General features: G+C 65.7%; 23 protein-coding genes and 1 pseudogene. 15 read left to right on the top strand and 9 right to left on the bottom strand.

Features of this window, described 5'->3' with window-relative positions; genetic code table 11:
* Nucleotides 1-118: 118 nt before the first annotated feature.
* From atpE to KQ303_RS07285, 4 genes are all read right to left on the bottom strand, one after another.
* A complete protein-coding gene (atpE, locus tag KQ303_RS07300) occupies nt 119-367 on the bottom strand; it encodes an ATP synthase F0 subunit C (protein WP_010315318.1) in 249 nt (82 codons plus the stop codon).
* Nucleotides 368-516: 149 nt separating this feature from the next.
* The gene (gene atpB / locus KQ303_RS07295) at nt 517-1,245 is read right to left on the bottom strand and encodes a F0F1 ATP synthase subunit A (RefSeq protein ID WP_094512732.1); all 729 of its coding nucleotides are present in this window, start codon (nt 1,243-1,245) and stop codon (nt 517-519) included.
* A gap of 72 nt (nt 1,246-1,317) precedes the next feature.
* Nucleotides 1,318-1,911, bottom strand: coding sequence for an ATP synthase subunit I (locus tag KQ303_RS07290; protein ID WP_259729786.1), 594 nt, complete (start codon nt 1,909-1,911; stop codon nt 1,318-1,320).
* 51 nt (nt 1,912-1,962) lie between these two features.
* Entirely contained in the window at nt 1,963-3,183 is a 1,221-nt protein-coding gene (locus tag KQ303_RS07285) for a trans-aconitate 2-methyltransferase (protein WP_259729785.1), read from the bottom strand.
* Nucleotides 3,184-3,326: 143 nt separating this feature from the next.
* Here KQ303_RS07285 and KQ303_RS07280 point away from each other — a divergent pair, with 143 nt between their 5' ends.
* The 7 genes from KQ303_RS07280 to KQ303_RS07250 all read left to right on the top strand — a co-directional run bounded on the left by KQ303_RS07280 (nt 3,327) and on the right by KQ303_RS07250 (nt 11,621).
* On the top strand, nt 3,327-6,344 hold the full coding sequence (locus KQ303_RS07280; RefSeq protein WP_259729784.1) for a phycobilisome rod-core linker polypeptide: 3,018 nt from the start codon (nt 3,327-3,329) through the stop codon (nt 6,342-6,344).
* A 501-nt stretch (nt 6,345-6,845) separates the two neighbouring features.
* Nucleotides 6,846-7,331, top strand: coding sequence for an allophycocyanin (locus KQ303_RS07275; protein ID WP_094512735.1), 486 nt, complete (start codon nt 6,846-6,848; stop codon nt 7,329-7,331).
* A 42-nt stretch (nt 7,332-7,373) separates the two neighbouring features.
* The gene (apcB, locus tag KQ303_RS07270; protein ID WP_094512736.1) at nt 7,374-7,862 is read left to right on the top strand and encodes an allophycocyanin subunit beta; all 489 of its coding nucleotides are present in this window, start codon (nt 7,374-7,376) and stop codon (nt 7,860-7,862) included.
* Between the two features lie 33 nt (nt 7,863-7,895).
* A complete protein-coding gene (locus tag KQ303_RS07265) occupies nt 7,896-8,096 on the top strand; it encodes a phycobilisome linker polypeptide (protein WP_094512737.1) in 201 nt (66 codons plus the stop codon).
* Nucleotides 8,097-8,211: 115 nt separating this feature from the next.
* On the top strand, nt 8,212-9,489 hold the full coding sequence (locus KQ303_RS07260; protein WP_259729783.1) for an FtsW/RodA/SpoVE family cell cycle protein: 1,278 nt from the start codon (nt 8,212-8,214) through the stop codon (nt 9,487-9,489).
* A 48-nt stretch (nt 9,490-9,537) separates the two neighbouring features.
* Entirely contained in the window at nt 9,538-10,260 is a 723-nt protein-coding gene (locus tag KQ303_RS07255) for a cytochrome c biogenesis CcdA family protein (protein ID WP_094512739.1), read from the top strand.
* Nucleotides 10,257-11,621, top strand: a complete 1,365-nt coding sequence (locus KQ303_RS07250) for a cytochrome c biogenesis protein ResB (protein WP_259729782.1) — start codon at nt 10,257-10,259, stop codon at nt 11,619-11,621. Before KQ303_RS07255 ends, KQ303_RS07250 begins: the two co-directional genes overlap by 4 nt.
* Nucleotides 11,622-11,697: 76 nt before the next feature.
* On the opposite strand, the gene queF is transcribed toward KQ303_RS07250, so the two are convergent.
* Complete coding sequence (queF, locus tag KQ303_RS07245) at nt 11,698-12,102, bottom strand: preQ(1) synthase (RefSeq protein ID WP_094512819.1); 405 nt, start codon at nt 12,100-12,102, stop codon at nt 11,698-11,700.
* 350 nt (nt 12,103-12,452) lie between these two features.
* On the opposite strand from queF, the gene KQ303_RS07240 reads away from it, so the two are divergent.
* Both KQ303_RS07240 and KQ303_RS07235 read left to right on the top strand, forming a co-directional pair.
* A complete protein-coding gene (locus KQ303_RS07240) occupies nt 12,453-12,674 on the top strand; it encodes a DUF4278 domain-containing protein (protein WP_094512741.1) in 222 nt (73 codons plus the stop codon).
* Nucleotides 12,675-13,028: 354 nt separating this feature from the next.
* Nucleotides 13,029-13,367 carry a P-II family nitrogen regulator gene (locus KQ303_RS07235; protein WP_094512742.1) on the top strand — a complete coding sequence of 113 codons (339 nt, stop codon included), beginning with the start codon at nt 13,029-13,031 and terminating at the stop codon, nt 13,365-13,367.
* A gap of 582 nt (nt 13,368-13,949) precedes the next feature.
* Here the strand turns inward: KQ303_RS07235 and KQ303_RS07230 are convergent.
* Nucleotides 13,950-14,705, bottom strand: a pseudogene (locus KQ303_RS07230) (TlyA family RNA methyltransferase); the annotation flags it as partial.
* 176 nt (nt 14,706-14,881) lie between these two features.
* Between KQ303_RS07230 and purB the strand changes: the two are divergent.
* Nucleotides 14,882-16,183 carry an adenylosuccinate lyase gene (purB, locus tag KQ303_RS07225; RefSeq protein ID WP_259729781.1) on the top strand — a complete coding sequence of 434 codons (1,302 nt, stop codon included), beginning with the start codon at nt 14,882-14,884 and terminating at the stop codon, nt 16,181-16,183.
* Between the two features lie 870 nt (nt 16,184-17,053).
* Here purB and KQ303_RS07220 read toward each other — a convergent pair.
* Both KQ303_RS07220 and KQ303_RS07215 read right to left on the bottom strand, forming a co-directional pair.
* Nucleotides 17,054-18,478: a sodium/glutamate symporter gene (locus tag KQ303_RS07220; protein ID WP_259729780.1), complete on the bottom strand. Its 1,425-nt coding sequence runs from the start codon at nt 18,476-18,478 to the stop codon at nt 17,054-17,056.
* Nucleotides 18,475-20,574: a prolyl oligopeptidase family serine peptidase gene (locus KQ303_RS07215; protein WP_259729779.1), complete on the bottom strand. Its 2,100-nt coding sequence runs from the start codon at nt 20,572-20,574 to the stop codon at nt 18,475-18,477. The genes KQ303_RS07220 and KQ303_RS07215 overlap by 4 nt, the downstream gene beginning before the upstream one ends.
* A gap of 34 nt (nt 20,575-20,608) precedes the next feature.
* Between KQ303_RS07215 and def the strand changes: the two genes are divergently transcribed.
* The 4 genes from def to rpsU all read left to right on the top strand — a co-directional run bounded on the left by def (nt 20,609) and on the right by rpsU (nt 22,698).
* Nucleotides 20,609-21,214, top strand: a complete 606-nt coding sequence (gene def / locus KQ303_RS07210; RefSeq protein WP_259729778.1) for a peptide deformylase — start codon at nt 20,609-20,611, stop codon at nt 21,212-21,214.
* A gap of 6 nt (nt 21,215-21,220) precedes the next feature.
* The gene (locus KQ303_RS07205) at nt 21,221-21,418 is read left to right on the top strand and encodes a hypothetical protein (protein ID WP_259729777.1); all 198 of its coding nucleotides are present in this window, start codon (nt 21,221-21,223) and stop codon (nt 21,416-21,418) included.
* Nucleotides 21,419-21,481: 63 nt separating this feature from the next.
* Nucleotides 21,482-22,471: a DUF3747 domain-containing protein gene (locus tag KQ303_RS07200; RefSeq protein WP_259729776.1), complete on the top strand. Its 990-nt coding sequence runs from the start codon at nt 21,482-21,484 to the stop codon at nt 22,469-22,471.
* Nucleotides 22,472-22,527: 56 nt separating this feature from the next.
* A complete protein-coding gene (rpsU, locus tag KQ303_RS07195) occupies nt 22,528-22,698 on the top strand; it encodes a 30S ribosomal protein S21 (protein WP_006172073.1) in 171 nt (56 codons plus the stop codon).
* 373 nt (nt 22,699-23,071) lie between these two features.
* Here the strand turns inward: rpsU and KQ303_RS07190 are convergent, their stop codons facing one another.
* Nucleotides 23,072-24,700 (bottom strand): YifB family Mg chelatase-like AAA ATPase, encoded by a 1,629-nt coding sequence (locus KQ303_RS07190; protein ID WP_259729775.1) that lies wholly within the window; start codon nt 24,698-24,700, stop codon nt 23,072-23,074.
* 56 nt (nt 24,701-24,756) lie between these two features.
* Between KQ303_RS07190 and KQ303_RS07185 the strand changes: the two genes are divergently transcribed.
* On the top strand, nt 24,757-25,116 hold the full coding sequence (locus KQ303_RS07185) for a histidine triad nucleotide-binding protein (protein WP_094512749.1): 360 nt from the start codon (nt 24,757-24,759) through the stop codon (nt 25,114-25,116).
* Nucleotides 25,117-25,154 lie beyond the last annotated feature (38 nt).

Raw genomic sequence — 25,154 nt, 5'->3', positions numbered from 1 at the left:
AGGTACGGCTGCCGTGCAAAGCACGGCAGATGGGTCTGGACGGTTCAAACGAAGCCAGGGTCTGGATCGGGGCCGCACCAAATGAATGGGCTGGTCTCCCGATCCCGACGGACGGCGATCAGCCTGCGAAAGGGTTCGCGAACAGGAGCACCAGGGCCACAACAAGGCCGTAGATGGTCAGAGCTTCCATGAAGGCCAGCGACAGCAGCAGGGTGCCGCGGATCTTGCCTTCGGCTTCGGGCTGGCGGGCGATGCCCTCAACAGCGCCGCCGGCAGCGGTGCCCTGACCGATGCCGGGGCCGATGGCGCCGAGGCCGACGGCAAGACCGGCAGCCACGACGGAGGCGGCGGAAGTGATGGAATCCATTTTGGAACGGGGGGGATGGAAGGCGCCGGTGAAGCGCGGGTTGGACCTGGCGCTTGGGACATCCCCGGATCGGAGATGGGCCCGGCAATGGCCGGACCTACGCGCAGGAGGTATAGCAGATCGCTGGGACGGGCCTGGGCGGCAGAAGTTCAGTGAGCTTCTTCGTGAACAGCCTCGCCGATGTAGTAGGCAGCAAGGGTGGCGAAGATCAGGGCCTGAATGGCGCTGGTGAACAGACCAAGAAACATGGCGGGCAGCGGCACAATCAGGGGCACCAGGAAGGCCAGAACGGCCACCACAAGTTCGTCAGCAAGAATGTTGCCGAACAGACGGAAAGAAAGGGAGAGAGGCTTGGTGAAATCCTCAACGATCTTGAACGGAAGCATGATCGGAGTGGGCTCTACGTAGTACTCGAAATACCGGAAACCTTTCCGGCTGAGACCTGCGTAGAAATAGGCGAGAGAAACAAGCAGCGCCAAGGCGATGGTTGTGTTGATGTCGGCGGTGGGAGCACCGAGCTCTCCACTCGGAAGGTGGATCAACTTCCAGGGAACCAGGGCGCCGCCCCAGTTGCTGACGAAGATGAACAGAAACAGGGTGCCGATGAACGGCAACCAATCGCGGTAGGCCTTTTCGCCGATCTGCTCACGAGCCAGATCACGGACGTAGGACCAGAGGAACTCCAGCAGGTTCTGAACACCCCTGGGATCTCGCTCCAGCTTGCGGGTGCCCACCACGACCAGTGCCAGCAGGGCGCCGATCACAACCCAGGAACTGATGAACACCTGACCGTGGATCACCAGACCACCAATCTTCCAGTAGAGGTGTTTTCCAACCTCCAGTTCGGCCAGGGGCAGCAAGAGAGACAACGGTGCCATCGGTGTGCTGGGGTGACGCAGAAGCGACGAGAAAGGACAGGAGGCCCGGATCGACGGGGCGGTGGCCGGGAATCAGCGGTCGGTGAGAGCCTGAAGAATCAAGGCCGGCTTGTAGAGAAGAAATCCAACAAGCGAAGGGACGATCTCCAGATATGGCAACCGGGAGGCTGCCAGCACAAGCACGATCGGCACAAGCAACTGGGACTTGCCGACCGCGCGTTTGTCGCCGCCGATGCGAGCGACACTGCGGGCAAGCATCCGCATGTAGAGCATGCCGGCCAGTGCGCCTACAGCGAGGCTCAAAGCCGTGGAACGATCGAACAGGAGGGCAGCAAGAACAACGGCAAACGCGGAAAGAATCAGCGTGGCCAGCTGAATGCGGCGCTGCAACCTGGCGTAGTCGTCCATACCGTTGGCCAGCGGGGCCTCGGCGGGGAGTGTTGCGTCAGGTTGAACCGGTTGGATCAGTAGCGGAACTTCCGAGGAACGCCCGGAGAGATCGCGCAGGAGCGCTGCCCGCAGATCATTGATTTCCTGAGGAGGAAAAACGTCTGTGATGGGCTCGAGGCTCAGGGCCTGACGGGAGCCGCCCGAAACACCCCCGGCAGGCATGCCGGATGTGATCTTGGACGCGTCGGGAAGAGCCTGCAAACGCTCCAAATCCATTGGAAAGGCGGCCGGAATCTATCACGGAGCCCGCACAGCTCCCTTGACGTTTCAGGCTGGCACTGGTGCGCTGAGCAACAGCAAACGGTGCTGCCAGAGCCAGCGGGCGACTCTGGCGACGCGGGCGGGCTCCCAGGCGAGCGGCAGTGCCGTGAGCGCCGTGTCCGGTGGCGCCTGCTCGATCTGGGTGAGCAGCTCCACGGCATCCGGAGTGAGATCGAGCGGCCGCAGATCGGGGTCCAGCAGGCTGGCACCTGGCCAACCCCAGAGGCAGGGGTTGCGGCAGCCGTGCGCAGCCAGCAGCGTGGCGTCGTCCTCCCAGGTCTGCCTGGGCAGCTCCCCACGGCTGAGGAAGAACTCGAAATGGCTGATGTCGGGATCGAGGGCCTCCACCAACGCCCAACGCTCCCGCTCGGGCAGGGCACGAGCGCGTTCGAGCAGTTCTCCTGACAACAGCCGGGCCGGATCCCAGACCTGGGGATTGGAGAAGCCAGCGAAACTCAGGTCGGCCTGATCGACGAAATCGAAGAGACGCTTGATGTCGTAACTGGTCTCCTGCGGGTGGAGATACATGTCCGCGAAGTTGACGTCGGCCGCCGTATCGAGTGCCCAACGCTGCTCATGGTGGAGACGCAGGCGGTTGGCTGGCGGCAGAGCATCGAACAGCTGGCGCCCCAGGCGCAGTCCTTCGCCATCGCCATTGACCCCCATCAGCGAGAGGGCGGCCTGAACACGGTGAATCTCCCAGCGCCCTCCATCGGCATAGAGGAAAAGGTGCAGGAGTCCGCCCGGGCGCAGCAACGCGGCCAGGGCCTTCAGGCCAGCTTCCGGTTGCCGCAGGTGGTGCAGCACTCCCACGGAATTGATCAGGTCGAAGGGGCCTTCGCCCTGGAGGTCCAGCAGGCTGCGTTGCTCGATCCGCAAGGAGCCGGCCACCCTGGTGCCGCCCGAGCGCTCCAACCGCCGGCGGGCCACCTCCAGCGTGCCAGGGCTGATGTCCACCGCGAGGATCTCTGCTCCAGGGTTGAGATGGGCGAGATAGTCGGTGCTCACGCCCGTACCGCAGCCCGCATCGAGCAGGCGCAGGGGCCCCGCCTGTTCCGGGAGCATCCCCGTGCAGGCGCTCACCACGCAGGGGTAGCACCAGCGCCAGTTGTACCCGGGCGGGGGGCCGTCCTGCAGGGGATCGCCGGGATAAGGGAAGCGGTCGTAGAAGGAGCGCACCGCCGGTGTGGCGGCATCGGCGACTGGCTCGGACACAGGCAAAGGCATGGAGAAGGGGAAAGGCGAGCTTTTCATGGCCGGGCCCAGCCTGTGCCCCTCGTGCCCTCAGGGCTGCAAACATTTGTCTATGGCGTTCAAAAGGGCCGGAAGCTGAGCCGTACCCTGGCCAGGCCTGGTACACGCCCCTCTCCATGACCGTGACCGCCAGCAGCGGCAGCAACAGGGTCAGCCCTCAGCGCTACGACACCCTGCCGCTCTCCAGCGTCCGTCAGGCGGAGCAGCAGGATCGCTTTCCCGAAAAGGGGGAGCTCGACACGCTCCTCACCTTCTTTCAGAGCGGCGCCACCCGCATGGAAGCGGCCCGCAGACTCTCGGCCAATGCGGATGCCATCGTCGCCAAGGCGGCCAACCGCATCTTCGCCGGCGGCACACCGCTCTCCTATCTCGATGAGCCGCTGACGCCCTTTGCGGTCACCGTGCCTGAACAGACCGTACTTGCCACCGACCAGGCCGCCTTCAGCCGTTCGGTGCGCACCTTTGCCCAGGGAACCGGCGGTAGTGGCCTGCTCGGGCGGGTGCTCGAGGGTCTGCAAGCCGACGCCGATGTACGGGTGGTGCTGCCCACGGGCTTCACGCCGATCAGCGTGGCTCGCTACGGCACTGAGCGGATGCGCAAGTCCCTGCGGGACATGGGCTGGTTCCTGCGCTACGTGGGATACGCCGTCGTGGCGGGGGATCCCAGCATCCTGGCGGTGAACACCCGGGGCCTCCGCGACGTCCTGGAGAAAGCCTGTTCCCTGGCCGCCACCAATGTGGCGCTGCAGGAAATGCGTGCAGCAGCGGCCAATCTTTTCCGGCAGGAATCAGAGGCCCGTCAGCTGGTGATCGACTGCTTCAACGTCCTGCTCAAGGAACTGGACGTTCCCACGCCTTCACCGCGCCAGCGCCTCGGCAGCCCGGAGAACCAGGGCCTGCAGCTGCCGGCGATCTACGCCCTCGCAGCCGAATCCCCCCAGCGCTTCGTGATGAAGCCAGGCCTCTCCGGGCGTGAGAAGGCCGAGGTGATCCGGGCCGCCTACCGCCAGGTCTTCGAACGCGACATCGTCAAGGGCTACTCCCAGGTGGTGTGCCCGGTGGAAGCCACCCAGCTGCGACAGGGCCAGCTGTCGATGCGCGATTTCATCCGCGCCCTCGGTCGCAGCAAGGAATACCGCCGCCAGTTTTACGGCAGGTTCTCCAACAGCCGGGTGGTGGAGCTGGCCTTCCGTCATTTCCTCGGACGCGGTGTCAGTTCGATTGAGGAGTTCCGCCGCTACTTCGCGATTGTCAGCGCCCAGGGCCTGGCCGGCCTGGTCGACTCCCTGATCAATTCCATGGAGTACGCCCAGGTGTTCGGGGAGGAAACGGTCCCTTACCTGCGCGATCTCGGTGAAGAAGCTCAGGAGAGTGCCGGCTGGGGTTCCAACCGCAAACTCTTCCGGTTCAGCGCCCCGTTCGAAGGCGCGCCTCAATACATCACCCTCTACGCCGCTTACAGGCAGCCTCTGCCCGACCAGCACGTCTATGGCGGCGGCAACGACCCTCTGGGCCTCACGTACGGGGCAATCTTTCCGTCGTCCACGGCCTCGGTGGCCACCCGGCCAGCGCCCTTCGGCTACGACACCCGCCGCATCCTGGTGGGCAACGGCATGAAGCAGCCGGGTCAGATGGACAGCCCCCAATTCCGCGCGTCCACTCCGCGCCGGGTGGGGCCGAAGGTGGTTCGCCTCCAGCAGATTTCCACCGGTGGCGCCTCCGTGCCCCGCCGAGGTGGAGAACCCAGCATTCGTGGCACCGAATCCAGCACCCAGGCGGTGATTCGTGCCGTCTACGTCCAGGTGCTCGGCACCGCTGGCTACCAGGGCGAACGACTCACCGTCGAAGAGATCAAGCTGGAGAACGGTGACATCTCCCTGAGGGAGTTCATTCGCCTGGTGGCGCGTTCGAATCCCTTCCGCCGCCGCTACTGGTCGGGTCTGTACATCACCAAAGCGATTGAGGTGATCCATCGACGTCTGCTCGGCCGGCCTACCTTCGGCCGCTGGGAGATCAACAGCTACTTCGACACAGCCGCTCGCAAGGGCTTCTACGGCGTCATCGACGCGATCCTTGAAAGCGCCGAATACAGCCAGTCCTTCGGTGAGGACACCGTTCCCTACGAGCGGTTTGTCACGCCGGCCGATCTCAACGCCCGTCGGGTGCCGAAGCTGAAGGTGCCTTACAACGCGGCAGCGGTTGTGGAGCTCACCCCTGTGCGCCGCCCCGAAACTGCCCGTAACGAGTCATTCCGCGGTAGCGGCGACCTCACCCAACGCAACCTGCCAGACCGTCGCCTGCAGCGCGTCGTGGGCGGCTGGAGCCCCAAGATCGCCGATGGCGAGCAGCCTGCTGCCCGTCCTTCGGTGGAGGGGCCCCAGAGCATCAAGCAGCCGCCGGAGCCCACCCGGCGCTGGAGTGCTGCACGTCAGCGCTTTGGCTACGCGGCTCCTGCCTGGTCACCCGCTCCCGCCCAGACCACGCGCCAGCTTTCTTCCCCGCCGGTGGGGGGCTGGTCTGCACGCCTGAGCGGCAATGGCGCCAGCTTCACCCAGGTTCGCGAACCCCAGGCCGCGATGGCGAACGCCCTCCAGGGTGCCCGTCCCCAGGGCTTCAGCCGCCGGCGTGGCATCGGCGCGCCGATCACCTGGCGGCCCGGAGCCAGCGAGTCTTCACTTCAGGCTGTGATTGCAGCCACCTACCGGCAACTGCTGAATCGCATGCCATTGGCCGCCGAACGGCTCGGCGACGCCGAATCCCAACTGCGTGATGGGCAGATCTCCCTGTCCGAGTTTGTCGGGATCGTCGCGTCCAGTGACCTGTTCCAGCAGCGCCTGAACCGCATGGCCCCGCTTCGCGCCGCCTCTGCGGCCTATCTCGCCCTGATGGGGCGGGCCGGTCAACCCAAAGAGGTGAGCGATTTCCTGGCCGTGCGCGGCAAGCAGGGTCAGACGACCGCTCTGGGCGCACTCCTCACCAGCGAGGAGTATGCCTCCCGCTTCGGCCGCGACACTGTTCCTTATCTCTGGGGCCTCAACACCGAGGACGGCATCCCATTGCCCACTGTGAACCGAACCGCTGCGCTCTACGCCGGCAACGCCGGACTCACCCCGCCCACCCGGGGCGCCATCTAAGCATCAAGCCCAGACACTGATTCAATCTCATCTGCGCCACCCTGCACCTCCTGGATCTCAATCCAGGAGGTTTTTTGTGCTTGGGTATCTATCTGGCCCAACCAAGTGCGCAGATCGAAGTGAAACCTTGGTCAAACTTCATGGGAGACCTCGCATGATCCTGACAAGTTGGGCTATCAACGTCCAACGGCAGCCAATGTTTTCCATGGAGTTTCCTGACAATGACCCCCAGGAACACGGCGTGATGGATCGGCGAAAATCGTTGCCCCACCTGGGATTTCGCGGTTCGCTCGCCGTGAAGAACTGTTACCGGGCCCAGGCCTGCGGTGGGTCTTGCCGCAGAATGATTCGGCGATCGGCAAGCACGATCGTCAGCCCACGCTTGCAACACCATTCGCTCTGGCCCTCAAAGCCATCGGACGTCGCAGGTCAGGGGGGCATCCCTTACCCACCGGATATCGGTCTCCATAACGGCGACCGCTTGTTTCGAGGCAGAACTGCATGAGCATCGTCTCCAACTCGATCATCAACGCGGACGCCGAAGCCCGCTATCTCAGCCCTGGCGAACTCGACCAGATCAAGTCTTTCGTAGCCGGCGGGCAGCGCCGTCTGCGGGTGGCTCAGGTCTTGAGCGAGAGCCGCGAGCGCATTGTGAAGCAGGCCGGCGGCGCCCTCTTTCAAAAGCGTCCCGACATCATCTCCCCGGGCGGCAACGCCTACGGAGAAGAGATGACAGCCACCTGTCTTCGGGACATCGACTACTACCTCCGTCTCGTGACCTACGGAATGGTCGCGGGAGACGTGACGCCCATCGAAGAGATCGGCATCATCGGTGCCCGCGAGATGTACAAGGCACTGGGCACACCGCTTGAGGCCATGGCCGAAGCCGTGCGGGAGCTCAAGAACGCCTCTCTCGGAATTCTCACGGGAGCCGATGCCGAAGAAGCTGGCTTCTACTTCGACTACGTCATCGGCGCCCTTTCCTGAGCGTTCGCCACACCCCCTGCCCACCGCCTCTTCCCCGGACACATGCAAGACGCGATCACCAACGTCATCAATCAGTCCGACGTTCAGGGCCTTTACCTGGACGATTCCTCCATCGGACGCCTTGAGCAGTATTTCGCCAGTGGCGAACTGCGTGTGAGGGCTGCTGCCACCATCAGCGCCAACGCCTCAGCGATCATCAAAGAAGCTGTGGCCAAGACGCTGCTGTATTCGGACATCACCCGTCCGGGCGGCAACATGTACACCACTCGGAGGTACGCCGCTTGCATCCGCGATCTCGACTACTACCTCCGTTACGCCACCTACGCCATGCTGGCTGGTGACACCTCCATCCTTGATGAGCGTGTCCTCAACGGCCTGAAGGAGACTTACAACTCTCTGGGTGTGCCCATCGGTGCCACGGTGCAGTCGATCCAGGCGATGAAGGAAACGGCAGCTTCTCTGGTCGGCGCTGATGCCGGTCGCGAGCTCGGCACCTACCTCGACTACATCAGTTCCGGCCTGGGCAACTGATCACCTCCCAAGGAACTCAGCGAGGGCTTCTTCATGCGTCTGTTCAAAATCACGGCCTGCATTCCATGCCCAGAAAAGGTGCGGAGTCAGAGGGAGTTGCAAAACACTTTCTTCACCAAGTGGGTGCCGTATGAAAGCTGGTTTGCTGAACAACAGCGAATCATGAAGCAGGGAGGCAAGATCCTCAAAGTTGAACTGGCTACCGGCCGTCGTCAGGTCAACGTCGGCAACTAAGCCTTAGTGTTGCTTCATCTGTAGTGGTCTTCACTGATCATTACCGTCACGTCCCGGCCCAGCCGGGCTTTTTTTTGTCCCTGCTGCACTGAAAAAGTCGCAGCGACACGGCTGAATGGGGAATGGTTTTCCCTTTCCACCCGTGCCAGGTTCTCTGACACCTCGCGCTAGGTCTGGCGCCAATGCGGCGGGATCCAAGGCGGGGACCCAGCGAACCGCTGGTTTCACCTGGGAACAGTGGCCTGCCGAAGCCCGTCTGCTGCTTGGCATGGTGGCGATCTGGAGCCTGGCGGGCCTGGTGATCCTGTCGTCTGCCAGTTGGTGGGTGGCGGAGCGTGAGATGGGCGACCCGGCCTTCTACCTCAAACGCCAGGCACTGTGGATGCTGGCGAGCTGGGTTCTGCTCTGGTTGTCGATTCGCACCCAGCTGAGACGCTGGTTGAGGCTGGCTGCCCCGGCCGTACTGATCGGTGGTGTGTTGATTTTCGCCACGCTGGTGGCGGGCAGCACCGTCAATGGGGCCAGTCGATGGTTGGTGTTGGGTCCCGTTCAGCTCCAGCCATCTGAACTGATCAAACCGTTCATCGTGCTGCAGGGGGCCTCACTCTTCGCTCACTGGAGCCGCATCGGCAACGACCAGAAGATGTTCTGGCTGGGCATTTTCAGCGTGATTCTGTTCCTGATCCTTCGGCAGCCAAACCTCAGCACCGCGGCACTCACTGGGTTGTTGCTCTGGCTGATGGCCCTGGCGGCGGGGCTCCCGTTGCTGGGATTGCTGGGCACCGCAGCAGCCGGCGGCATCACGGGTGTAGCGAGCATCCTGATCAACGAGTACCAGCGAGTCCGCGTGGTGTCGTTCCTGGATCCCTGGCGCGACGCTCAAGGTGATGGCTATCAACTCGTGCAGAGCCTGCTGGCCATCGGCTCTGGCGGTGTCCTCGGCGAAGGATTCGGTCTCTCCACCCAGAAGCTCCAATACCTTCCGATCCAGTCCACCGATTTCATCTTCGCCGTCTTTGCTGAGGAATTCGGCTACGTGGGGTCGGTGGTGATGCTGCTGTTCCTGTTGCTGTTCGGCTTCGTGGGGCTGAGGGTGGCCCTGGGCTGCCGCAGCAACCAGCAGCGCCTCGTGGCGATTGGTGCCACCACCTTGCTGGTCGGTCAATCTATCCTCAACATCGCCGTGGCCAGTGGCTCGATGCCCACCACCGGCCTGCCGTTGCCAATGATCAGCTACGGCGGCAACTCACTGCTGGCCAGCTTGTTGACAGCCGGATTGTTGATCCGCTGTTCCCTGGAATCAGCCGGCTTGGACCAACCCACTGGCCGGCGGCGACGCCAGGGCACTGACCGGTCGGCTGGCGACCTGGCCCACCATGCCCCGATAGGCTGACCATCCTTATCAGTGCCAGGCCAACCCCCTGGCCTTGCCAGCAAGCGGATGGATGCGGTGGGGTTCCAAGTCGCAGATCTGGCCCGCTGGGCGGAGGATCTGATCATCGGTTCGCTCAACGCACCAGGCCCTTCCACCCTGGTTCTGATCTTCGCCGCTGGTTTGCTCACAAGCCTGGGGCCCTGCTCCCTTTCGTTGCTGCCGGTCACGGTCGCCTACATGGCGGGGTTTTCAAGCAAAACTTCCAAGCCATGGCTGCTGAGTGCCTGCTTTGCCGGGGGGATCGTGCTCTCCCTCGTGATGCTGGGTCTCGCCAGTGCCGTTCTGGGGCGTCTCTATGGGCAGGTGCCAGGCTTTATCCCCACCGTGGTGGCTGTGCTCGCGGTGGTGATGGGGCTCAACCTGCTGGGCCTGTTGCGCCTTCCCCTGCCGGCTGGTCCTGACCCGGAACGTTGGCGCGGGCGCGTCCCGGCGCCGCTTGGCCCGGTGGCGGCCGGTGCGGCCTTTGGTCTGGCGGCCAGCCCCTGCACCACCCCTGTGTTGGCGGTGTTGCTGGGCTGGATGGCCCAGCAGGGCCGTCCGTTGGTGGGGATGGTGCTGCTCACCTGTTTTGGTGCCGGCCAGGTGCTCCCGTTGGTGCTGGCCGGTAGTGCCGCCGCCTCAATGCAGCGCTTGCTTGCGCTGCGCGCGCTCAGCCGTTGGGTGCCTCCGATCAGCGGCGTGGTGTTGATCACCAGCGGCGGACTGGCATTGTTGGCGCAGCTCTCGTGACTCCTTCTCCCGTTCAAATCCGCACACCGACCTGGCGGCGACTGCTCGCGTGGCTCTCCGACCTTCGCCTCGCCATCGGGCTGCTGCTGGTGATCGCCGCCACCAGCGCCATCGGCACGCTGATTCCCCAGCGTGAGGCCAGTGAGGCCTATCACCAGCTCTACGACCGCAAGCCCTGGTTGGGCGTGGTCACCGGCGACTGGATCCTGAAGCTGCAGCTCGACCACGTCTACGCCAGCAGCTGGTTCCTCGCTCTCCTGGCCTTGCTGGGCCTCTCGCTTGTGCTGTGCAGTTGGCGGAGACAATGGCCCGCCCTGCAGGCAGCGCTGCGCTGGGTCGACTATCACTCCCCGCGGCAGCTCAGCAAGCTCAGCCTGGCGGAAACCATTCCCAGCGCAGACCCGGACACCGACCTGCAGAACCTGCAACACCTGTTGCACACCAAGGGCTGGCAGTTGCAGGCGGCCAACGGTCGCCTGGCCGCCCGCAAAGGGGTGCTGGGCCGGGTGGGGCCACTTCTGGTGCACGCCGGCTTGGTGGTGCTGATGGTGGGTTCGGCCTGGGGCGCACTGGCGGGCCAGCGGCTGGAGCGCTATCTGGCGCCTGGCCGCGAGCTCGAGCTGCTCAACTCCAGAGGGGATAACCAGCTGACCGTGGCGCTCGAGCATTTCGAGATTGATCGTGATTCGGTCGGCCGCCCGGAGCAGTTCCGCTCCCAGCTCAAGCTGCTGGATTCCACCGGGGCGCCTGTGGAAGAAACCGAGATCAGCGTCAACCACCCGCTGCGCTTTCGGGGCATGACCGTCTATCAGGCCGACTGGTCACTGGCGGCGATCACGATTCAGCTGGGTCGCAGCCCCCTGCTGCAATTTCCGCTGCGCGCACTGCCCGAACTGGGCGAGCAGGTCTGGGGCCTGGCCGTCCCGACCCGCCCGGATGGCAGCGAACCGGTCCTGCTCACCCTCAGCAGCGAGCAGGGCCCCGTGGAGGTTTACGCAGCTAACGCTCAACCCATCGGCCGGCTGAGCCCCGGCGGCGCTCCGATCGACATCAACGGGTTATCCCTGCGCGTGGCCGAGGTAATGCCTGCAAGCGGCCTTTTGCTCAAGAAAGATCCAGGTGTGCCACTGGTCTACGGCGGTTTTGCGATTGCCCTCGCCGGCGGCGCGCTGAGCCTGATCGCCACACGCCAGCTCTGGGGCATCTCCGACCCGGCACACGATCAGCTGCACGTGGGTGGCCTCTGCAACCGCAATCTCACGGCGCTGGCCGGGGAGCTGCCGGCCTTGCTCCTGGAGATTCGTCAGCTGCGCCCTTCCACCGGCGAAGCCAAGGAGCAGGGGCAACCGCAAACGGTCTGAAACTCAGGGCCGGGGTACGCCCAGGAGCTGGCCCTCAGGGCCGGCTCCGGAGAGAGCAGCGCTTCCAGCCGTCGGGTCAGCAGGGCAGCCGAACGCCGTGGCTGACCCGGATCACAGTGTGGACATTGCCTCGGGGATTGAAATCGGCTTCCAGCTGCATCCAGAGCGGATCGCTGGCAGCCACGAGGTCGTCAAGGATTCGGTTGGCCACTTCCTCATGGGAAATGCTGCGGTCACGCCAGCTGTTGACGTAGAGCTTGAGCGCCTTGAGCTCCAGCACCTTGGCGCCCGGCTGGTACAGCAGGCGCAGCACAGCGAAGTCGGGGTACCCGGAAAAGGGGCACTTGCAGGTGAACTCGGGCAGCTCGATCGCCACTTCGTAGGCGCGACCCGGCCGGGGATTGTCAAAACCGATCAACTGGGACTCGGCGATCACCCGCTCGCCGTAATGCGGAGTGGTGGTGGCCGGTGGGGTGGGCAGGGTCACGGCAGCAGGGCTGGGGAAAGGCCTGTCCCGGCTTTGCTGTAGGCAGCTCGGGCCCACCGGTAGTGGAGCACAGGGCCAGCAGGCACGGGTGAGCGGGTTGTGGGGGAATGCTACAAAGACAGGCCGTTCACAACGATTTACGAAGATGAAAGGAAAATGTTCGTCGCGAACAGTGCGAACTTGCTAGAAAGGCATCGAAGGACAAACCGTTGACCAGGTGAGGGGCGATCCGCTCTCCACCCCTGTCGGAAGTAGCCCCACCGCGAGGCGAAGCAACGCTCCTTCCCACGAAGCGGCACCAGCCAGCGGGCTGGTGATCCCCACCCTCTTCGAGGCCATCCATCATGACCAAGACCCAACTCGTCTACCGCGGCGTCGCCTACGACGGTACCCAACACGCTGAACTCCCGGCCCAGCCCGTTGAGCACGTCTATAGAGGCGTTCACTACCGCGAGGCCCTGCGTCACGAGCCCACCCAGCCCGACGAAGCACTTGAGCTTCACTACCGCGGCCATGCCTATCACCACAGGCGCGCCGAAGCCGCCCGCCAGGTGAACGCCGGCTGAACGCTGACACGGGGATCTCCCCGTAGCAACTGCTACACCGGAGCCCTGCAGGCTCGGGCCTAATGGCCTGAGTTGCAGGGTCTTTTCATGGATCTCGCTCTTACGTCCACCAGCGATGGGGGCTTCAGGCTGGGCCCTCAATCGGCCATCGGTATGTTGTGGTTGCAAACCCACTTCGAAATCGAGCACTGGTCGCTGTTGGCCGCTGGTCAAATCCAAGTGGACGGATCCTCTGCGGATCTGCTCTGCGAGGATGCCAGGGCCGCTGGGTTGCTTGTCTGTCGCACCCCTATCCTGCCTGTCTCGATCCAATCTTCAAACTAACCTTTTCGTTCTGAAATCTCAGGAGAATTCATGAAAAAAGTTGAGGCCATCATCCGTCCCTTCAAGCTCGAGGATGTCAAAGTTGCGTTGGTGAATGCGGGCATCGTTGGCATGACCGTGAGTGAGGTCAGGGGTTTTGGCCGTCAGAAGGGCCAGGTGGAGCGCTACCGCGGCTCCGAGTTCACAGTGGAGTTCCTCCAGAAGCTGAAGCTGGAAGTGGTGGTTGAAGACGAAAATGTGGACACAGTGGTGACCGCCATTCAGGACGCCGCACGCACCGGAGAGATTGGCGATGGCAAGATCTTCATTAGCACCATTGGCACCGTGATCCGGATTCGCACCGGCGATCGCGACAGCACGGCAATCTGAAGCATCGCTTCAGCTGTTGGATTCAGCTGACCTGAAGCTCACCTTCAGGTCAGCGCCGATGAAGGGCAAGCACTGAGTTCAGTGCAGTGTCCATTTCACGATCCTTTCAATAGCGGCAGCCTCAAGTGTTCCACCTGCCGCTGCGAGTTCCCTCTGCTGGCCAATCGCATCATCTGAGGGAGCATTGATCTCAGAACTCTCACCATGGCGCGTAGGCCAGGCGTCTGATGTCCGCTCAGCGTCGGGTGATTGCTCATCAACGGATGACTGTTCACCGCCATGCGGCGCTTCAGCAGCGTTTGGAGACTCTGCCGTGGAAACAAGCTGAGCCTCCCTTCCAATCGCAGCCGAATTTACACCCGCAGCCAGCTTTGCACTCTCAGCGAGCTCTGCAATCTCGGCGGCCCTTGCACGCTCAGCGGGCACTGCATTCCCAGCCTTGATCCTTGGCTCTCCGTGTTCTGAGCGCTCTAGGTGCTGTGGGTGACCACACTCTTCTGAGAGCACGCCCGTTTGTGAGCACTCGGCAGTTCCCATCAGCCCAGTGTTCCTGAGGGGTTCGTCCCCTGCAGCGCTGCTGCTCGCGAAGGATTGGGGGCGAAGCCAGAGCAGGTATTCGTGATTGCCGGCGGGCCCCGTGAGCGGCGAGGCCACCAGACCCGCTGCGCTCCAGCCGCAGGGCAGCGCCGCCGCAATCACCGCTGAAATTGCATCCACGTGGGCGCGGGGATCGCGCACCACCCCACCTTTGCCGACCCGCTCGCGCCCCACTTCGAACTGGGGTTTCACCAGCACCACCGCTTCAGCCGCATCGCTGCGCAGCAAGCCGCGCAGTGCAGGCAGCACCCGCGCCAACGCAATAAAGGAAAGATCCGCCACACCAAGGTCGGGCCAGGGATCCTCCGGTCGATAGAGGTCGGCGGGATCGAGGTGCCTCAGGTTTGTGCGCTCCCGCAGCACCACGCGTTCATCGCTGCGCAGCGACCAGGCGGTCTGTCCGTAGCCCACATCGATGCCGTAGACCCTGGCGGCACCGTTCTGCAGCAAGCAATCGGTGAAACCACCTGTGGAGATGCCTGCATCGAGGCAGATGCGGCCACGCAATGCCAGCGGGAAAGCCTGGAGCGCCGCGGCCAGCTTCTCGCCGCCGCGGGACACAAAACGGGGCGGGGCTTCGAGCTCAGGCACCAGCTCCTTGTCGACTTCCTGCCCCGGCTTGTCGAGCACGTGGCCCTGCAGCCGCACCCGGCCGGCGCGGATCAGCTGCTGGGCCTGATGGCGGCTGGTCACCAGACCCAGCTCGACCAGCAGCAGATCAAGGCGTTGTTTTCTGCCCATGACGCCTTGGCTCTGGGTATATCCGACTGGGATCCCCGGCGGATCTGAGGCCATCCAACCACGCCGGGACCAGCTGGCCAGCGCCCGCAAGAGTGTTGAAGCGCCACCGGACGCTGCGGCACGGAGGCCAGAGGACTGCCCCATAGATTGGCCAGGTGTGCCTGCGCCGTGGAGCCTTGATCGAGCGTTACACCCTGCCCGAAATGGGCGCTCTGTGGAGCGAAGAGGCCAAGTTCCAGGGATGGCTGGATGTGGAGCTGGCCGCCTGCGAAGCCAACTGCACCCTCGGCCGGGTGCCCGCTGAGGCCATGGCCGAAATCCGTGCCAAGGCCCGCTTTGAGGTGCCGCGCATCCTGGAGATCGAGGCAGAGGTGCGTCACGACGTGATCGCCTTTCTCACCAACGTGAATGAGCACGTGGGGCCTGCGGGGCGCTACATCCATGTGGGCATGACCAGCTCGGACGTGCTTGATACCGGGCTCGCCCTGCAGATGAAGCGCTCGGTACGCGTGCTGCTGCAAGAGATGGAGGCCTTGGTGGAAGCGCTGCGGCAGCTGGCGTGCGCCCATAAGGACACCGTGATGATCGGGCGCTCCCATGCCATCCACGGCGAACCGATCACCTTCGGCTTCAAGGTGGCGGGTTGGCTGGCCGAAAGCCTGCGCAACCGCCAGCGCCTGCAGCAGCTCGAGACCACGGTGTCCGTGGGCCAGGTGAGCGGGGCGATGGGCACCTATGCCAACACTGATCCCCAGGTGGAGGCTCTGGCCTGCGCCAGCCTGGGGCTGGAGCCGGATACGGCCAGCACGCAGGTGATCAGCCGGGATCGCCATGCGGAGTATGTGCAGACCCTGGCACTGGTGGGGGCCTCCCTGGAGCGCTTCAGCACCGAGATCAGGAATCTGCAGCGCACTGATGTGCTTGAGGTGGAAGAGAACTTCGCCAAAGGGCAGAAAGGCAGTTCAGCGATGCCCCATAAGCGCAACCCGATCCGCAGCGAACGCATCAGCGGGCTGGCCCGCGTGCTGAGGAGCTACACGGTGGCGGCGTTGGAAAACGTGGCGCTTTGGCATGAACGTGACATCAGTCATAGCTCCGTGGAGCGAATGATGCTGCCGGATTGTTCCTGCACCTTGCATTTCATGTTGCGTGAAATGACGGAGGTGGTCCAAGGGCTGGGTGTCTATCCCGACAACATGACCCGCAATCTTCACATCTACGGAGGCGTTGTGTTCAGCCAACGGGTGCTGCTGGCACTGGTGGAGCATGGGCTCAGCCGTGAGCAGGCCTATCAGCTGGTGCAGCGCCATGCCCACAGCGCCTGGAACACCGAGGGCGGGAATTTTCGCGCCAACCTGCTGGCCGACCCCGAGGTGACAGGCGTGTTGAGCACTGCCGAACTGGACATGTGCTTCTCCACCGATCTGCACCGCGCCCAGCTCGGGGTGATCTGGGCCCGACTAGGCCTGGACGACTGAGGTGTGCGCCCGTTCTTGCAAGCGGGGCGCACACGCAGAATTGCTCACGGAAACCCAAAAGGAGACGCCCGGATGCCATTTTCGTTGTATTGGGCGTCGTAGTATTGCTCCCCTGACGACCAGTCAACTACTATGTGTCAACGCGTTATCTCAATGACTTCACTCTTTATTGCTGGTTTCCGCCAGCAATTTTGTTGACCGCGGGGATGCATTAAGCAACTGATCGGGCGACCAGTCGCCCGGGATTGAGGTGGAGACCACAGTCGCTCATGTTCATGACCTCATGCCAGCGCCTGAGTTGCGCCAAGGTAAGCAAGATGCTGCCGATGCCTGCGATGGTAAGCAAGGCATTGAAAATCGTCCTGATTTGAGGGCATGTTCATCCCCTTCCGAACTCTCCTGCGACGAAGCAGGTGGCGCGACCTGCCATTGCTGTGGATGGACCATTGGATGATCCGGGTTGGCTGCGCCAAGTCGTAGGCGCCTGCCTATAGCCGTCCCACTTCCCGCTAAAGGGTGAACATCCTTTTCGCGCAATCAAGTAGTCGTTCGGCTTTGGGAGGATCTACGTGGGGTTGCTCAAAACCAGCTGCCAGTTGAGCGTGTTGGCCGCCTTGATCAATCTGTGTTTGGTGCGTCCCAGGTTTCTCGGCAGGTCATTCTCGGTCAAATGGTGTGTCCATCAGTGCTGATAAAGGCAAGAAAAAAGGAGCATTCGTTCGAAGAAGCTGACATCACTACAGTCAACTCTTGGCCTGCAGCGTGAAGGGCCGCCGCGAGCATTGTTGGGTTACAAGTATTGCTTGCAGACTTGATTGCCTGGATTTTTCTTGGCAGGTGCCTTGATTGCCACTCTCAAAGCCGCGCGTGTCAGTCAGTATTCGCCTGCTGTGCCAGAACGAGCCCCAGAGCGATCCAGAGCAGCACAAGCACCAGGCAGAGGGAGGTCCAGGCCGGCAGTCCCCAGCCCACCACCACCAGCGGGGCCACCACGGTGATCACGCCACCGGCCAGCAGGGGCTGCAGCAGCAATTGCTTGATCGAAAAGGCCGTCACTGCTTCGCTGCGATCGTCCGGGTCGGCCATGCGCAGCAGCAACAGGCCGCTGGCGGCCACGCCGGTGGCCTGGCCGAATTCCAGAATCGCCCGCTCGAACCAGTCGGCCGGCAGGATCCGCGGAGCCAGCAGCAGCACCACCGCCAGGTTCCAGAACAGGCCCGCCAGCGCCAGCACCGTCAGTGGCAGCCAGTCGGCGGCCAGCAGCCGCAGGTCGAGGCAGGCCGTGGCTGCCGTGATCAGCAGGTCCGCCGCCAGCGTGCCGGTCTGGCTCTGGATCGGTGTGGACACCCAGCGCTCCTGGCCGCTTTTCTCCAGGGCCAGCCGCACCAGCAGCGACCCCACCAGCGCCAGCGGGAACACCGGCAGGGCGTCGATCACCATGGCGAACACCCCACCGCTGCGATCGGCACCCCAGCGCAGCGCAGCTAGCAGACAGCACCCAATCGCCACAGCGATGCCCGCCAGGGCCATGTTCACCGCCCAGTCGGCCCCTTGCCGCCACCAGGCCGGCAGTTCCAGTGTTCCTTCCTCAAGGGGTTGGTCGGCAGGGATTGCCTCCAGCGGTGGGGTCTCCTCTAGCACAATCTCCACGGCCTCCTGCAGCGGAATCGCCGCGCCGAAGCTGAGCCAGCCCCGTGCCCGCGCCAGCACCACCACCAGCCCGCCCACCACGGTGGAGGCCAGCAGCCCCACGGTGGCCATTGCCAGCCCCAGGGCCTGACCGCCCTCCAGTCCCAGGCGTTCGTAGGTGGGGCCCATCGCCGCCGCCGAGCCATGCCCGCCCTCGTAGGCGACCTCGATCAGCAGGGCCATCACAGGACTCGTGCCCAGCAGGGGCTGCAGCACGAGCAGCACCGCCAGCCCGCCCACCAGGAACTGGCCGAAGGCGAGCGTGAGGGCCATCAGCACCTGCCCGGAAAGCGGTCGCCACAGCCCGCCCAGCTTTGGCAACGGCTTGCCCAGCAGCAGGCTGGCGAACACCAGCGTGAGGAGTGGCAACGGCAACTGGTTCCAGAGGTCGATCACCGGTTGTGGTACCAGTGGCAGCAGCCCTGCCGGGGCCACCAGCAGCCCGAGGCCGCCGGCCAGCAACGCCTCCGGCAGGCCCCAGCGCTTCATACCGAGCCGGTTGCCGATCAGGCGCCCCAGCAGCAGCAGCACCACCAGCACCACCAGCGCCAGCAGCGGCCAGTGCCAGCCCCGCAGCAGCGATTCCACAGCGTCCGGAAGCCTCACAGGCCGAACTGCCGGCGGAAGAAGGCCTCGGTGGCCTCCAGCACCTCGATGCGCACCTCCGGGCGGCGAAAGCCATGGCCTTCACCGGCGAACCGACGCACCTCCACTGGCAGGCCGTTGGCCGCGAGGGCCGCAGCCATGGCGTCGGTCTGCTCGGGTGGCACCACCTCGTCGTCGAGGCCCTGGAAAAAGATCACCGGGCAGCGCATCTGGCCGGCATGGTGCAGCGGCGAGCGCTGCGCATAGAGCGCCTGCGCCGCCGGCCACGGGCCCACCAGGTCCTCGAGATAACCGGCCTCGAAGCGATGGGTGCTGCGCACCAGCGCCGCCAGATCGGCCACGCCGTAGCGGCAGGCCCCGGCGCGGAACACATCGGTGAAGCAGAGCGCCGCCAGGGTGGTGAATCCGCCGGCGCTGCCGCCCTCGATCGCGAGACGCTCTGGGCTCGCCGCACCCGCCGCCACCAGCGCGGTGGCCGCCGCGGCGCAGTCGCTCACGTCCACCACACCCCATTGGCCGGCGAGACGATCGCGGTAGGCCCTGCCGAAGCCCGTGGACCCGCCGTAGTTCACGTCCACCACGCCCCAGCCGCGGCTGGTCCAGAACTGAACCGCCAGATTCAGCCCCGTGCCGGCCATGGCGGTGGGCCCGCTGTGACTCTTCACAAGCAAGGGGGCCAGCGGCTGGGCGCCGCCGATCGGCGGGTAGTACCAGGCGTGGGTGGGCAGGCCGCCGTGCCCCTTGAACCAGAGCGCCTGCGGGGTGCTGATCGCTTCCGCCGCCAGGGGGGGCGTTCCCGCTGGGGCCGCTGCTGCTTCGCCGCCGCCCGCTGGGGTGTGGCTCCAGCTGCCGTGGTGAAGATCGATCTCCAGCAGGCCCTGTGGGGTGACGGCATCGGCGGCCACGACCACCACCCGGCCGCCGCCGGCACTGAGGCCATCGAGTGCGTCGAAAGGCTGGGCGAGCGGCTGCCAGCGCCCCTCGGCGGCGCCTGGCTCCGGCAGGGCGATGGTGCCGAGCTCCCAGCGGCCGGCCCGGCAGACCGCCGCCACCAGTTGCTGGCCATCCCAGCCCGTGGTGCGCCGCCCGTACACCCAGGCCGGGAGACCGAATTCCGCCTCCATCGGCAACAGCGGCTGCCAGTGCAAGGCAGTGGTGGGGGGTAGGGCGGCCACAGTTAGGGGCAGCGGCCCGGCCGCCACCGAGGGCTCCACCGCCGCCAGGCGCTCTGCCGCCGGCAGGCGCTCCAGGTTCCACCAGCCGCTGCGGTCCGTGGCCACCACCAGGTCGCCAGTCGGCAGCCAGAGCGGTTGCACCACCGACACATCGGCGGCGGTGGGCCCGGTGGCGGCACCCCCGGCCAGCGGCCGGCAGTCGTGCAACACCCCGCTGGGGTCAAAGCGGCCCAGCCACAGCTGGCTGCGGTCCCAGGGCATGAACGGCTGCTGCCATTCCACCCAGGCCAGATGGCTGCCATGGGGGCTGAGCACGGCGCTGCCGCAGAAGTCGGTGGGCTGGTGCAGGAGCACGGGCTCTCCGCCCGCCAGCGGCACGGCCACCAGCTGATCGACGCCATCACACTCCATGACGCCGATCCAGCGCTGGCGCGGGCCGTCGATCAGGCCGTCGGCGAAAGCCCGGGCCGCTGGTGCAGTGAGCCGCCTCGGCTCCGGCAGCAGCGGCGGCGATGGCGATGCCGCTGGCGAAGACTCCACCTTCTCTGGCAGGAGCAGGCTCCCCTCCTGCAACACAGGGTGCACCGCCGGCAACTCCAGCGCCCACAGGCAGCGGTCGCCGTCGTTGACGAACACCACGGTGGTGCCGCCGGCCACGCTTCCCACCGCCACCACACCGCCGCCATAGGTGTGCACCCGGCTGCGCAGGTTCCAGGGGGCGGGGGTGAGCTCCTGGCTGGGGCCACCGGGCCGCTGGCGCCACAGCAGGGTGACGCGGCCCTGCTCCAGGGGCCGTTGCTCCAGCCAGAACAGCTCCTGTCCGTGCAGCAGCGGCTCCTTCACCGTGGGTGCCGCCTCCACCGCCACCCGGGCCGGCAACGCTGCGGGCTCGGCCGGGCTCCAGTTCCCCCCCACACGCACCTTCTAGAATTCACCCATCGTTTCAGGTGATGCCTTGGCCAGCAGCTTCGCCAAAATGGCCCGCCAGGCGGAGCTCACCAGCCGTGGGGTTCACGTCTCCAAGGAGGTGCTGGATCACCCCCCGCTGACCATTCACACCCTCGGCGATGCCGCGCTGCGCCAACCGGCCAAACGCATCAGCAAGGTGGATGAAGCGGTGCGGGATCTCGCCCGCGACATGCTCCGCAGCATGTATGCCGCCCATGGCATCGGTGTGGCCGCGCCCCAGGTGGGTGTCCACAAGCAGCTCGTGGTGATCGATCTCGATCCCGAGAACCCGGCCACCCCGCCCCAGGTGTTCATCAACCCCGAGATTGGCGCCACCAGCGGCTCGCTCACCACCTATGAAGAAGGTTGCCTGAGCATTCCCGGCGTGTATCTGCAGGTGGTTCGTCCCACCACCGCCGAGGTGAGCTTCCGTGACGAGCACGGCAGGCCCCGGCGGATCAAGGCCGATGGCCTGCTGGCCCGCTGCCTGCTCCATGAGATGGACCATCTCCATGGAGTGCTGTTCGTCGACCGCGTCACCGATGAACTGAGCCTCAACGATGGGCTCAAGGAGCACGGGTTCGAGCGCGCCGCCGTCCACTCCCTGCGCTGACGCCCAATGCCGATGAAACCGTTTGCCGGGGTGTTCCTGGCGCTCGCCTGTCTGCTGGGCATCGCCGCCACAGGCTCAGTGTTTGAGCTCTCCTATGGCGACCCCGATCTCGGGGTCACCACCACCCGGCTGATCCTGGCGGCCTGCCTGCCTGGCACGGTCCTCAGCCTGCTGGTCGCAATTCGTCTCAACAAGCCGGCCTAAGGGGGGCTGGCACCCTCAAGCCTCACTTCTACCATCGGCACCTCCTGCCGCTGGGCACCTCCGATGCGACATCTCCGGCCGATCCGCGCCCTGCCGTTCCTGTCCGCGCTCGGCGTCGTGGCGATGGGCGGGGCCCTTGCTCCCCTTTACGCGCAAGGGGCACTGTTCGGCGCTCGCGATGTGGCGCAGGAGCGCTTCGTACTGGTGGCTGCGCCGATCGGTGACGGCACCCGCGCCCAGCTCAACATCTACGAGCAGATCACCAATCGCCGCCCCTGTTTCGCCGTGTCCGGCGCCAACCCGGCCCGCGTAGACCCGCTGCTGGGCACCTTCGACTTCACCGGCATCTGCACGCGCTACATCGATGCCAACGGCTATTCGCTGCGGGTGGGCGACAACGATCTGGCCACCGTGTACCGGATCAGCGTGGTGCGCAGCGGCAACGACAACATCCTGCTGGCCACGCCGCACCGCGGCAAAACCGGCCCCGAGATGATCCTGGCCCGCACCAACGGCCACGCCGCCGGCTTCCTGCAGTTCACCCCCGAGCCGGGGTGGAGGCTAATGCGTCGTCACTTCGGCACCCGCGCCCTCGGCCACGTCTACATCTATCGCGATAACTGGCCGGGCGAAACAACGGCCGCCCCGGCCGGATCGGGTGCACCAGGGGGCACAGCTCCTGGCAGCACCGCTCCCGCCCCTGCGGGCCGTGGAACACCAGGGGCCACAACACCACAGCCCACGACCCCAGCCGCCCGCCCCACTTCCGCGCCTGCGGTCCCCGGCAGCAGCGCTCCTCGAAGCACTACCCCCAGCACCACCGCTCCACGCACGGCGGTTCCCGGTGCAACGGCACCCGGTACCACGGCCCCTGCCACCACCGGGCCCAGCACCACAGCGCCCCGCACCACCGTCCCGCGGCCCTCATCGCCAGCGGGTGCTGCAGCACCGACCGGCTCAGCGCCCGCTACCGGTGCCACGCGCACCGCTGTTCCCCTGTCGCCGCCCCCGGTGGTTCCGCCGGCGCCAACCTCAGCACCGCGCACTCGGTGAAGCCTGGGCGGAGGCAGTTGCTACATTGAGCAATCTCCAGCCCCACTGCGTGGTTCATGACCCAGGTCACCGTCGGCGAAAATGAAGGCATCGAATCGGCGCTGCGCCGGTTCAAGCGTCAGGTGTCCAAGGCAGGGATCTTTGCCGACCTCAAGCGCCTGCGTCACCACGAAACCCCCACCGAGAAGTACAAGCGCAAGGCCCAGCAGCGCCGCCGCCGCCGCTGATCCAGCCGACCGCTCGGAACTCTCACTGCCGCATTCCCAGCACCACGCCGGCTCAACCCTGCTGAACCTCTGTTCCGTGGGGTTTTCGCGTTTCCAGGAAACCTGGCCATCGGCTTGGTAGGTCCGGCTTCGTCGGTCCAGCGTCCTCAACCCTGTGTCGTCAGCCCGGCTTTGTCAGCCGTATGTCGTCCGTTCGGCGGCAGGTTCTATCCGGTCTCCGTCCCATCCGCCTCGCGGCGGAGGCAGGGGTTCAGCCCGTTGGCCCGCTGAACGGGCTGGCCCGCTCCTCTCTGACTCGCAGCCTCATCCAGCCGATCGCCTGGCTGTCTGCGGCTGAGCGGGTAGTCGGCGGCGCTTTCCGACTGCCCATGGTTCAACCCGTGTCTCCCCGGGCCAGCTGCTTGCCCCCACCCAGCAGCTGGTTGCCTCCACTCAGCAGCTGGTCGGCGCCGGTTTGTAGCTGATCGAAGGAGCGATAGGTGAGGGCTTCCGCCAGGTGGGAGGCCTGCACCTCGTTGCTGGCTTCGAGATCAGCGATCGTGCGCGCCACCCTCACCAGCCGTTCGGCTGAACGGGCCGAGAGCCGCCGCTGCCGGATCGCGCCGCGCCAGCGCTCCAGCGCCGCCGCCGACAACGCCAGATTCTGCCGAAGAGCCTCGCCCGTCAAGGCGCTGTTCGCTTGCCCTGCCGGGTTTCGCCGCGTCATCCGTTCGCGCGCCTGCCGCACCCGCTCCGCCACCGCCCCGCTGCTGGGCGGTGGGCTATGGCCGCCGCCCTCGCCGCTGGCGGCGGGGAGCCCCACCAGCTCATCAGCCTCCAGGCGCCGCATCACCACCTGAAGATCGATCCGATCCAGCAGTGGCCCCGACAGGCGCGCCCAGTAACGCTGGCGCACCCCTTCCGGGCATTGGCAGCTGCGCAGCGGATCGCCGAACCAGCCGCACGGGCAGGGATTGGTGGCCGCCACCAGCGCTATCCGGCAGGGGAAGCGGGTCCGCTGGCGCTGGCGGCTGATCCAGACCTCCCCCTCCTCCAGCGGCTCGCGCAGCTGATCGAGCACGGCCCGCTGGAATTCAGCCAGCTCGTCGAGAAACAGCACGCCGTGATGGGCCAGCGACAGTTCACCCGGCCGCGGCAACGCCCCGCCTCCCACCAGGGCCGTGGCGGTGCAGCTGTGGTGGGGGGCGCGGAAGGGTCGCTGGCGGATCAGGCCCGCCTCGCCGCTCAGCAGACCTGCCACGGAGACCACCTGGGTGAGCTCGAGTGCTTCCTCCGGCGGCAGCGGTGGCAGCAGTCCCGGCAGGCGGCGGGCCAGCATCGTCTTGCCGCTGCCCGGAGGGCCCACCAGCAGCAGGTGATGGTGTCCGGCTGCGGCGATCTCCAGCGCCCGCCGGCCGTGGTGCTGCCCCCGCACATCGGCCAGATCCGCCGCTGCCCCCTCGCCTGGCCCTACGGGCCGATCTGCGGCGGGCCGGCAGGGGGACGCCAGGGCCGGATCCATCAGCAGCTGGGCCACCTGTTGCAGCGTTTCGGCCGGCCACACCGTGAGCCCCTCCACCAGGGACGCCTCAGCACCGTTGGCGGCCGGCACCACCAGGGCCCGCGCGCCGGCCTGCCTGGCGGCCATGGCCATGGCCAGCGTCCCGCGCCCAGGCCGCAGGGTGCCATCGAGGCCCAGCTCGCCGGTGCTCCAGACGCCGATCAGCCGCTGGGGATCAAGCTGGCCGCTGGCCAGCAGCATGCCCAGGGCGATCGGCAGATCGAAGGCGGGCCCCTCCTTGCGTAGGTCGGCTGGAGCCAGGCTCACGATCACCCGGGTGAGCGGGGGCCGGAAGCCGCTGTTGCGCAGCGCCGCCCGCACCCGCTCGCGGGATTCGCGGCCGGCGGTGTCGGAGAGGCCCACCAGCTGCAGGGCCGGCAGGCCCGGGGCGATGTCCACCTCCACCACCACCGGCGCCGCCTCCAGTCCCAGCAGGGTGGCGCTGTTGCAGCGTGCCAACATCGATCGGAAACCAGGGTCACCTCACCGGTTCCCGCCCTGTCCTGCCCTGTGGCGTCATGGCCTCCAGTACCCCACCCGCGGCCGACACGATCTTCGGGCGGATCCTGCGCGGTGAGATCCCCTGCGATCAGGTCCACGCCGACGACCTCTGCCTGGCCTTCCGCGATGTGAACCCCCAGGCGCCGGTGCACGTGCTGGTGATCCCGCGTGAACCCCTGGTGAATCTCAATGCGGCAGGGGAGGAGCACGAGGCCCTGCTGGGGCATCTGCTGCTGGTGGCCGCCAGGGTGGCCCGCCAGGAGGGGCTCACGGGTTGGCGCACCGTCATCAACAACGGCGCCGAAGCCGGCCAGACCGTCTTTCACCTGCATGTGCATGTGATCGGTGGGCGTCCATTGCACTGGCCACCGGGCTGACCGCCCCCTCCCACCGCTCCCTGCCAGCGGCGACAATG

Source organism: Synechococcus sp. CS-1333 (assembly GCF_025128015.1).
In the GTDB taxonomy this organism is placed as follows: domain Bacteria; phylum Cyanobacteriota; class Cyanobacteriia; order PCC-6307; family Cyanobiaceae; genus MW101C3.
The sequence above is the reverse complement of the archived record's forward strand: the minus strand, read 5'-3'. Positions and strand labels throughout refer to the sequence as shown.

What these genes read in the sequence shown, in the direction of transcription:
- atpE (WP_010315318.1), bottom strand. Translation starts at nt 367, where the DNA reads ATGGATTCCATCACTTCCGCCGCCTCCGTCGTGGCTGCCGGTCTTGCC.
- atpB (WP_094512732.1), bottom strand. Translation starts at nt 1,245, where the DNA reads ATGGCACCGTTGTCTCTCTTGCTGCCCCTGGCCGAACTGGAGGTTGGA.
- KQ303_RS07290 (WP_259729786.1), bottom strand. Translation starts at nt 1,911, where the DNA reads ATGGATTTGGAGCGTTTGCAGGCTCTTCCCGACGCGTCCAAGATCACA.
- KQ303_RS07285 (WP_259729785.1), bottom strand. Translation starts at nt 3,183, where the DNA reads ATGCCTTTGCCTGTGTCCGAGCCAGTCGCCGATGCCGCCACACCGGCG.
- KQ303_RS07280 (WP_259729784.1), top strand. Translation starts at nt 3,327, where the DNA reads ATGACCGTGACCGCCAGCAGCGGCAGCAACAGGGTCAGCCCTCAGCGC.
- KQ303_RS07275 (WP_094512735.1), top strand. Translation starts at nt 6,846, where the DNA reads ATGAGCATCGTCTCCAACTCGATCATCAACGCGGACGCCGAAGCCCGC.
- apcB (WP_094512736.1), top strand. Translation starts at nt 7,374, where the DNA reads ATGCAAGACGCGATCACCAACGTCATCAATCAGTCCGACGTTCAGGGC.
- KQ303_RS07265 (WP_094512737.1), top strand. Translation starts at nt 7,896, where the DNA reads ATGCGTCTGTTCAAAATCACGGCCTGCATTCCATGCCCAGAAAAGGTG.
- KQ303_RS07260 (WP_259729783.1), top strand. Translation starts at nt 8,212, where the DNA reads ATGGGGAATGGTTTTCCCTTTCCACCCGTGCCAGGTTCTCTGACACCT.
- KQ303_RS07255 (WP_094512739.1), top strand. Translation starts at nt 9,538, where the DNA reads ATGGATGCGGTGGGGTTCCAAGTCGCAGATCTGGCCCGCTGGGCGGAG.
- KQ303_RS07240 (WP_094512741.1), top strand. Translation starts at nt 12,453, where the DNA reads ATGACCAAGACCCAACTCGTCTACCGCGGCGTCGCCTACGACGGTACC.
- KQ303_RS07235 (WP_094512742.1), top strand. Translation starts at nt 13,029, where the DNA reads ATGAAAAAAGTTGAGGCCATCATCCGTCCCTTCAAGCTCGAGGATGTC.
- KQ303_RS07205 (WP_259729777.1), top strand. Translation starts at nt 21,221, where the DNA reads ATGCCGATGAAACCGTTTGCCGGGGTGTTCCTGGCGCTCGCCTGTCTG.
- KQ303_RS07200 (WP_259729776.1), top strand. Translation starts at nt 21,482, where the DNA reads ATGCGACATCTCCGGCCGATCCGCGCCCTGCCGTTCCTGTCCGCGCTC.
- rpsU (WP_006172073.1), top strand. Translation starts at nt 22,528, where the DNA reads ATGACCCAGGTCACCGTCGGCGAAAATGAAGGCATCGAATCGGCGCTG.
- KQ303_RS07190 (WP_259729775.1), bottom strand. Translation starts at nt 24,700, where the DNA reads ATGTTGGCACGCTGCAACAGCGCCACCCTGCTGGGACTGGAGGCGGCG.
- KQ303_RS07185 (WP_094512749.1), top strand. Translation starts at nt 24,757, where the DNA reads ATGGCCTCCAGTACCCCACCCGCGGCCGACACGATCTTCGGGCGGATC.